Annotated in this window: 7 protein-coding genes; 2 read left to right on the plus strand and 5 right to left on the minus strand. The window is 65.9% G+C overall.

Annotated features, from left to right (window positions below):
- On the plus strand, positions 1 to 2,006 hold a 2,006-nt coding region (locus tag K728_RS0115200; protein WP_024477205.1), incomplete at its 5' end, for an ATP-dependent Clp protease ATP-binding subunit.
- On the opposite strand, the gene K728_RS20245 is transcribed toward K728_RS0115200, so the two are convergent.
- Entirely contained in the window at positions 2,003 to 3,598 is a 1,596-nt protein-coding gene (locus K728_RS20245) for a hypothetical protein (protein ID WP_024477206.1), read from the minus strand. The two genes, K728_RS0115200 and K728_RS20245, sit on opposite strands and share 4 nt — an antisense overlap.
- Before the next feature lie 286 nt (positions 3,599 to 3,884).
- Between K728_RS20245 and K728_RS0115210 the strand changes: the two genes are divergently transcribed.
- Positions 3,885 to 4,121, plus strand: coding sequence for a DUF3073 domain-containing protein (locus K728_RS0115210; RefSeq protein WP_019482180.1), 237 nt, complete (start codon positions 3,885 to 3,887; stop codon positions 4,119 to 4,121).
- A gap of 115 nt (positions 4,122 to 4,236) precedes the next feature.
- Here K728_RS0115210 and purM read toward each other — a convergent pair whose 3' ends face one another.
- The 4 genes from purM to K728_RS0115230 form a co-directional block, all read right to left on the minus strand.
- Complete coding sequence (purM, locus tag K728_RS0115215; protein ID WP_019482179.1) at positions 4,237 to 5,361, minus strand: phosphoribosylformylglycinamidine cyclo-ligase; 1,125 nt, start codon at positions 5,359 to 5,361, stop codon at positions 4,237 to 4,239.
- Positions 5,358 to 6,917: an amidophosphoribosyltransferase gene (gene purF / locus K728_RS0115220; protein WP_019482178.1), complete on the minus strand. Its 1,560-nt coding sequence runs from the start codon at positions 6,915 to 6,917 to the stop codon at positions 5,358 to 5,360. The genes purM and purF overlap by 4 nt, the downstream gene beginning before the upstream one ends.
- A gap of 41 nt (positions 6,918 to 6,958) precedes the next feature.
- Positions 6,959 to 7,339: a hypothetical protein gene (locus tag K728_RS19645; protein ID WP_237715239.1), complete on the minus strand. Its 381-nt coding sequence runs from the start codon at positions 7,337 to 7,339 to the stop codon at positions 6,959 to 6,961.
- 19 nt (positions 7,340 to 7,358) lie between these two features.
- Positions 7,359 to 8,714, minus strand: a 1,356-nt coding sequence (locus K728_RS0115230; protein WP_019482176.1) for a DUF2079 domain-containing protein, incomplete at its 5' end; no start/stop codon positions are given.

Raw genomic sequence — 8,714 nt, forward strand, 5'->3', positions numbered from 1 at the left:
CCAAGAACAACCCGGTGCTGATCGGTGAGCCGGGGGTGGGGAAGACGGCCGTCGTCGAAGGCCTCGCCCAGCGGATCGTTGCCGGCGACGTCCCTGAATCCTTGCGGGACAAGACCCTGATCAGCCTCGACCTTGGCTCGATGATCGCGGGGGCCAAATACCGGGGCGAGTTCGAGGAGCGGCTGAAAGCAGTCCTCGAAGAAATCAAGTCCGCCAACGGCCAGGTAGTCACGTTCATCGATGAACTTCACACGGTGGTCGGTGCTGGGGCCTCTGAAGGGTCAATGGATGCCGGGAACATGCTGAAGCCGATGCTGGCTCGCGGGGAGCTGCGCCTCATCGGTGCCACCACGCTCGATGAGTACCGCAAGAACGTCGAAAAGGATGCAGCCCTGGAACGGCGGTTCCAGCAGGTCTATGTGGGTGAACCAAGCGTCGAGGACACTATCGGTATTCTTCGCGGCCTCAAGGAACGCTACGAGGCGCACCACAAGGTGACCATCGCCGATTCGGCGCTCGTGGCCGCTGCCACCCTGTCCAACCGCTACATCTCAGGTCGACGGCTCCCGGACAAGGCGATCGACCTGGTGGACGAGGCGGCGTCACGGCTGCGCATGGAAATTGACTCGGCCCCCGAGGAAATCGATCAGCTGCGCCGCTCAGTCGACCGGCTGACGATGGAGGAGCTGGCGCTGACGGGCGAGAGTGACGACGCCTCCCAGGACCGGCTCCACGCCCTACGCGCCGACATGGCCGATCAGAAGGAAAAGCTCGCAGCACTCAACGCTCGGTGGGAAGCCGAAAAGGCGGGGCTCAACCGGATGGGTGACCTGAAGGCTGCCCTCGAGGACCTGCGCTCGCAGGCAGAGCGGGCCCAGCGCGACGGCGACCTTGAGCAGGCCTCCCGGTTGCTGTACGGCGAAATTCCCACCCTGCAGCGCGAGCTCGACGCCGCGCAGGACGCCGAACCCGAGGACACTCCGCTGCCGATGGTCGCGGAGGACGTCACAGCCACCGACATCGCCGAGGTGATTTCCGCCTGGACAGGCATCCCCGCCGGGCGCATGCTCCAGGGCGAAAGCCAGAAACTTCTGCACATGGAGCAGGTCATTGGCTCCCGGCTGATCGGGCAGTCAAAGGCAGTGACGACGGTGTCGGATGCGGTCCGCCGCGCCCGCGCCGGGATTTCAGATCCCGACCGGCCCACCGGATCCTTCCTCTTCCTGGGGCCTACCGGGGTGGGGAAGACCGAGCTGGCGAAAGCCCTCGCCGACTTCCTGTTCGACGACGAGCACGCCATGGTGCGGATCGACATGTCCGAGTACTCCGAGAAGCACTCGGTCTCCCGTCTGGTCGGCGCCCCTCCAGGCTATGTCGGCTATGAGGAGGGCGGTCAGCTCACGGAAGCCGTCCGCCGTCGCCCCTACAGCGTGCTGCTGCTCGACGAGGTGGAAAAAGCGCACCCCGAGGTCTTCGACATTCTGCTGCAGGTGCTCGACGACGGCCGCCTCACCGATGGGCAGGGCCGCACCGTCGATTTCCGCAACGTTATCCTGGTGCTGACGTCCAATCTGGGCTCCCAGTTTCTGGTGGACCCGTCGATGACGGACTCCGCGAAGCGCGACGCGGTGATGTCGGTGGTGAACGCAAGTTTCAAGCCGGAGTTCCTGAACCGGCTGGACGATGTGGTTCTCTTCGACGCACTCACTCTCGAGGAGCTGTCCCGGATCGTCGACCTGCAGGTGCAGTCACTCGCTTCCCGGCTTCACGAGCGGCGGCTGAACCTGACCGTCACCGACGCAGCCCGCGAATGGCTGGCCCTCACCGGGTTTGACCCCGCGTATGGCGCCCGGCCACTCCGCCGGCTGGTGCAGCGTGAGATCGGTGACCGCCTGGCGCGGGGCATCCTGGCCGGAACCATCAACGACGGGGATACGGTGCTGGTGGACCGGGTGGTTGATGCTGATGGCCTCAGCGTTGCTGCCGAGGTACTCGAGACGAGCTAGTTGTTGATCAGGGTGTCGCTGATGACGTTGCCCTCATCGCTGGTCACGAGGCAGTCCACCCGGCGGTCGCCGTCGGACCAGGCGCCCTCGCGTGGGGTGACGCGCAGGAGCTCGAGGTTCTCGTAGCGGGCTGCGGCGGTTTCATCGAGGTCGACGCCGTCGCACACCTGCTGCGCGCGGAGAGCCAGCGCGTCGTCACCGGGGAACTCGGCGTCGTCCGCGTAGAAATCGCTGGCCAATAGCTGCGCGTTGTGGGGTGTTGAGCAGGTCACCACCGTTGAGGTGCTGTTGATGTCCACGAAGTCCCGCAGGCACTGGCCCTCTTCAAGGTCCAGGGGCAGGACGTTCTCGGCGATGATCCCGTCAGCGCCTGGCGTGCCGTTGCTAATGGGCTCCCGCTCCGGCGACGCCGTCAGGCCGGTGATGAGGGCGACCAGGCCCCAGATCAGGAGACCCAGGGCCAGCAGCCCCAGGAGTGCGCCGCCGATCAGGAGACCCCGCTTGTTTTTGCCGTTGCTGGCCGCCTGACGACCGTCGCGACGCCGGGTACCGGCCGGGGGTAGCCCGTAGGGGCCTCCGGTGGGTTCGGTAGGGGACTCGGACGGCTGCTCGGGGTAGCTGCCCTGCGGGCCGGTCTGAGCTGCTGGTGTGCCGGGGCTGGTTGGCGGCGCCGCACCCATTCCCGCGGGGAGGGCTGCCGGGTCCGTGCTGGCGGTTGCCGCTGCTGGGACCGGGCTGGGAATGTCGGCGTCCGCTTCCAGATCAGTGTCGGAATCAATCCCAACTGCTGGACTGGCATCAGAAGCGGGGCCCGTGGTTTCGAAGAGGCGGTCCCACCGCTGCTCATCAGTGGCTGCGGGAGTCCACTCCGGGGCGTCTCCGTCGGCGGCGAAGTTGGGGAGGGCGCGGGTGGTGTCTGTGCTGGCCAGTGCGGCCGCTTCGCCTGTGGAGTCTGTGGAGTCTGTGGAAGCGGTGTCTTTCGTGTCCTTGGGGGCGTCAGGGGCGTCGGTGTATCCGGTGTCTTCGGGGATGCCGGTGTCTCCGCCGTCCTCGGTGTCTGGGATGGCGGTGTCTTTCGTGTCCCCGGCGTCCTCGGGGGCGTCGGCTGGTTCCGCGTCATGTGGCTCGTCGACGGCGTCAGGATTGCCATCAGTGCTGTCGGCTGCGGCCTCCGGGTCCCCGTCGGTCGTGTCGCCCGCTGCTCCGCCGGCGGGTGCTGTCCCGGCGGGAGCGGCCTTCGTTGTCGGGTCTGCCGTCGGGACCGCACCGGCGACGAGCAGGCCTGCATCCAGGGCCTCCTGCTCGACACGGCGGGCTTCGGCGGCGATTTCCTCAAGCGATGCAGCGCGTGCGGTGTCTTCGCTGATCCGTGCCGGGTTGAGGGAAGGCTCAACCAGCTGGACGTCGTCGGCGGAGACCGACAATTCCGGCTCGACCGTCTCGGGGGATACCTCGGCGTCGCTGAGCTGCACAGTGTCCGGGTCAACCAGTTGCGGTTCAGCGACGTGAATGGGCTCGGATTGGTGCTCTTCAGCGCCGCTCTGTGCCGGATCGGATTCGGAGTCCCGCGGGGTGCGCTCCTGATCGCTCATGATGTTCCGCCCTGCCTTCTACGTTCTTGTGCGTCCGCCCTCACTGCAGGCTCCTCTGCTACGACTTTAGCCAAGTTTCGGCTGCAGTAGGCGGGAGCCGGTAGCACCAAGTGTACTGACGAAGATCGGCGATTTTCGGGCGGCAGGGAGGGCGCACGCGGAGACTGGGAAAGCATGTAATCTATAGGTACGACAAACTGACCAAATACTCCGGGGCCTCGCTGCAGCCTTGGGCCGATAAGGCCCCAGTGACCACCTCCGGATCGACGCAAAAGGGGGTCACGCCATGGGGCGCGGCCGTCAAAAGGCAAAAGCTACCAAGCAGGCTCGGGACATTAAGTACTTCAGCCCCGCGACTGATTACACGGCACTGCAGCGAGAGCTCACAGGCCCGGGCGAGCGAGCCTCCAAACGTTCTACGGATCCGATGGAGCCGGTTGAACCGGACTACTCGGCTTACGAAGACAAGTACGCAGATGTGGACGACGACGAGGACGACGGCGGATCACGCCGCACTGGTTGATTCACTGCACTGGTTGAGTCACTGCACCAAAAAAGTGGGGTAACCGCAAAATAGCCGTTGCGCAACGGCGATTCTGCGGGTACCCCACTTTTTTGTGCTCGAAAGCGGGCGGGGCTTAGGCGTACTGGCCCACGAGGCGCACCGATCCACCGTCGACACCCTTGGCGCCCTGCACATAATCCGGTCCGTCAGTTGACTCGTTGGAGGCTGCTGCAATCTGGCCCATTACCCAGGCGGGGACGCCACGCTCGGTCAACCGGGCAATGGCGGCGTCTGCTGCCGGCGCGGACACCACCGCAACCATTCCCACACCAAGGTTCAGGGTGCGTTCGAGGTCCGGCAGCGGCACGGCACCGAGTTCGGCGACCAGCTTGAAGATGGCAGGCAGTTCCCAGGTGGAGCGGTCCACCGTTGCTTCCAGGCCGTGCGGCAGCACCCGGGCCAGGTTGGCGGCCAGACCGCCACCGGTGACGTGGCTGAAGCCGTGCACACCGGCGTCGTTGGCAACGGGCAGGAAGCGGGCCAGATCCAGACAGTCCGCGGCGTAGACGCGGGTGGGCTCAAGAAGTTCCTCGCCGAGGGTCCGCCCGAGCTCGCTAACCTGGCGGTCCAACGCCCAGCCAGCCTGGTTGATGATCCGGCGGACCAGCGAGTAGCCGTTGGAGTGCAGGCCGGAGGACGCCATCCCGATGACGACATCGCCCGCACGCACCCGGTCGGGACCGAGCAGTGAATCCGCTTCGACCACGCCGGTCGCGGCGCCGGCGACGTCGTATTCATGTTCTCCGAGCAGCCCGGGATGTTCAGCGGTCTCGCCACCCACCAGGGCGGTGCCAGCCACCGAGCATGCGGCGGCGATGCCCCGCACGATGTCGGCGATACGTTCGGGGACAACCTTGCCGCACGCGATGTAGTCGGTCATGAAGAGCGGCTCGGCGCCAACCACCACAATGTCGTCGACCACCATGCCCACCAGGTCAAACCCGATGGTGTCGTGGATATCCATGGCCTGCGCGATGGCCACCTTGGTGCCGACGCCGTCGGTCGACGTCGCCAGCAGAGGCTTGCGGTAGGTCAGGAGCCGGGACACGTCGTAGAGTCCGGCGAATCCGCCCACCCCACCAATGACCTGGGGGCCGTGGGTGGCCCGGACGGCGTCCTTCATCAGTTCAACGGCGCGGTCGCCGGCTTCGACGTCAACTCCGGCGCTGGCATAGGTGATGGGGGAGTTGGAGGTCATACCCGTTCTTTCTTGTCTTCGTCGGTCAGCACTGCCTCGAACTCGCTGTCAGGCCCGGGATCGCAGCCGTTGGAGCCAGGATTGTCGGCGGGATCAACCCGTTCCAGGAGATTCTTGCCGCGGCGTTCCTCAGCCGGGAGTGCGATTGGATAGTCGCCGGTGAAGCAGGCGGTACACAGGCGTTCGCGGGGCTGCTCGGTGGCGGCGATCATTCCGTCTTCGGAAATGTAGGCCAGGCTGTCAGCGCCGATCGAGTTGCTGATCTGCTCCACTGCCGCACCGTTGGCGATGAGCTCGGCCCGCGACGCGAAGTCGATGCCGTAGAAGCACGGCCAGCGGACCGGTGGGGAGGAAATCTTGACGTGCACCGACGCTGCGCCAGCTTCACGGAGCATTCGCACCACTGCCCGCTGGGTGTTGCCGCGCACAATTGAATCGTCCACCACGATGATCCGTTTGCCCCGGATGACTGACTCCAGCGCGTTGAGCTTCAGGCGGATGCCGAGCTGGCGGAGGGTCTGGCTGGGCTGGATGAAAGTGCGGCCCACGTAGGAGTTCTTCACGAACCCGTGGGCGAACGGAATACCCGACTGCTCGGCGAATCCCACCGCGGCAGGGGTGCCCGATTCGGGGACGGGGATGACGACGTCGGCCTCGGCTGAGTTCTCGCGGGCGAGTTGCCGGCCCATTTCCACGCGGGCCTCGTACACCGAGCGGCCAGCGATCGCAGCGTCGGGACGGGCCAGGTAAACGTACTCGAAGACGCAGCCGGCCTTGGTGGGCGTGGCGAACTTGCGGGTCCGGACGCCGTCCTCGTCGATGGCAATGAATTCGCCGGGCTCGATTTCCCGGATGAAGCTGGCGCCCACGGTGGCGAGGGCGGCCTGCTCGGAGGCGACCACCCAGCCGCGTTCCAGCCGACCGAGGACCAGGGGGCGGACGCCGTGGGGGTCCCGGGCCGCGTAAAGCGTGCCTTCGTCCATGAAGACGAAGCAGAATGCGCCGCTGATTTTGGGGAGTAGTTCGAGGGCTGTTTCCTCGAGGGAGCGGCCGTCGTCGCCGGCCAGGAGGGTGGTCACCAGTGCGGTGTCCGAGGTGTTTCCCTGGGCCATTTCGCCGCTGCGGGGCTTGCCGTGGCGGGCGAGGACCATCTGGTAGAGGTCGGCCGAGTTGGTCAGGTTGCCGTTGTGGGCGAGGGCGACGGTGCCGACGGCGGTGGCACCGAGGGTCGGCTGCGCGTTGGCCCAGTTGGAGGAGCCGGTGGTCGAATACCGGCAGTGGCCCACAGCGATATGGCCTTCAAGGGTGTTGAGGGTGGTTTCGTCGAAGACCTGGGAGACCAGGCCCATGTCTTTGTAGACGCTGATCCGCTCACCGTTGCTGGTGGCGATGCCCGCAGACTCCTGGCCGCGGTGCTGCAGGGCGTACAGACCGTAGTAGGCGAGCTTGGCTACCTCCTCGCCGGGAGCCCAGACACCGAATACGCCGCAGGCATCCTGGGGCCCCTTCTCGCCTGGAAGAAGGTCATGGGAAAGATTTCCGTCACCGCGAACCATTGCATCATTCTCTCACGCGTTGGGGTCTGCGGCTCCACCGGTTACTCGGGGAACTGGTCGTCGTCGTATGTGCGCTGGGCGACTGCCCGCTTGGAGCGTCGGACGCTGATCCGATCCAGCACCAGCACCAGCAGCGCGCCGAGCAGCAGGCCGGGGATCGCAAACACCATGATGAAGAATCCGAAGATGGATTCGCGGGTCAGGGTGGGGTCGCCGGGGCCCGCGTAGGCGACGATCGCTGCGATAACAACACCCACCAGCACGCCAAGGCCCATGAAGGGCGCAAAGCGCGGAGCACGGCGCACCGTGACTTCCCTACGGGCTGGTCCCTGCCCCGGGGTCGCGCCGGGCCCTGCGGCCGCGGGGCGGGCAGTAACCGAAGGGTCGTTGTCGTCGCGAGGCGAGGGTAGCTCTGAACTCATGCTTTAAGGCTACCGGCGTTTAGCCGATCCGCCTGACCAATTGGTACCCGTTCTCCTGGAAGACGAGTTCGTAGGATTCCCCGGGGTAGGTTTCCTCGGCATGCGCCACCCCGTCGGCCGGGTGGGTGGGACCCCAACTCCAGTCCTGGTCGTCGACAATCAGGTATTCCGGCGCCGGATTATCGTTGCCCAGCCAGAACACCTCGGTGTCGGGGACCAGGTACGGCATCAGCACCACCCCCGTCTCCACGGTCGAACCAGCGGGAATCTGAGCCATCACCTGGTGCGCTGTCGCCCACCGTTCGGACTGGCGGAAGGTCGCCGGATCGGCCAGCTCGCCCAGGGGCTGGCTCGGCAGCAACAACAGGGCAGCGACGGTCACCGCGGGGACGACGACGGCGTCAGCCGAGCGCAGCCACCGCCGCCCCGATCTGCGGGAGGTATCGATTGCGTCGATCAGTGCGGCGAACAGGACTGGCATCAGGACGGCGCTGTAATGCCACTCCGGGCCCCAGTACACATCGTTGCCCGAGACGAAACGCCAGGCCAGGGTGGGCACCATGATCAGCGACAGCGGTGACCTCAGGAACAGGAAGCCTCCCGCCAGCAGCAGCAGCCACACCGTTTCGTATTTCGCGCTGGCCGAGAAAATGGTGACCAGCGCGCCAACCGGGTCAGCAATCATCCCGCGAACGTCGATCCGGTCTGAATAGTCGTACTGGCCGCCAGTGTTCAGGAGCGGCAGGATCACCGCCACGGAGAGCAGCAGCCAGCCGACGCCCCACGCCGCCAGCCACAGCCCGATCCGGTCCCGATACCGCCACGCGATGACCAACCCGATCGCGGCAACCGTCAGGCCGAGGTCCTCTTTCACGAAAACCAGCAGTCCAGCCCAGGCGACGGCGGTGCGCAGCCGCCCGATGATCATCGACTCAAGAGCGAGCGCAAGAAGCAGGATGGCGAGCGCGATCTCGTGGAACTGCGCGGCCACCGCCGTCTGAAGACCCCACGACAATCCGTAGGCTACGCCGAGGCAGCTGCCGGCCACCGTGCCGAGCCGCCGGATGCCTAGCCGAGCGATCACGAGGACCGACAGTCCGATCAGAATGTTTTGCAGAATCAGCAGGGTCAGGCCGGAGGGGAAAAACGCGTAGGCGGGACCAAGAATTACCAGCAGCGGATGGAAGTGGTCACCCAGGAGGTTGAAGCCGTCACCCTTGATCGACACAATCGGCGCGTCGAAGCCGGCGTAGGCCTTGGCCAGCTGGGTGAAGATGCCGAGGTCCCAAGACGGGGTAGCGAGCCGGTTCCACTGCGCCACGGAGTAGACCGTGTAAGTGGCGGTGATCAGCAGGGCGATGATCACCGCGGCGGG

It is taken from the genome of Arthrobacter sp. CAL618 (genome assembly GCF_000468215.1).
Lineage (GTDB): Bacteria > Actinomycetota > Actinomycetes > Actinomycetales > Micrococcaceae > Arthrobacter_D.

What these genes read in the sequence shown, in the direction of transcription:
- K728_RS0115210 (WP_019482180.1), top strand. Translation starts at nt 3,885, where the DNA reads ATGGGGCGCGGCCGTCAAAAGGCAAAAGCTACCAAGCAGGCTCGGGAC.
- purF (WP_019482178.1), bottom strand. Translation starts at nt 6,917, where the DNA reads ATGGTTCGCGGTGACGGAAATCTTTCCCATGACCTTCTTCCAGGCGAG.
- K728_RS20245 (WP_024477206.1), bottom strand. Translation starts at nt 3,598, where the DNA reads ATGAGCGATCAGGAGCGCACCCCGCGGGACTCCGAATCCGATCCGGCA.
- purM (WP_019482179.1), bottom strand. Translation starts at nt 5,361, where the DNA reads ATGACCTCCAACTCCCCCATCACCTATGCCAGCGCCGGAGTTGACGTC.
- K728_RS19645 (WP_237715239.1), bottom strand. Translation starts at nt 7,339, where the DNA reads ATGAGTTCAGAGCTACCCTCGCCTCGCGACGACAACGACCCTTCGGTT.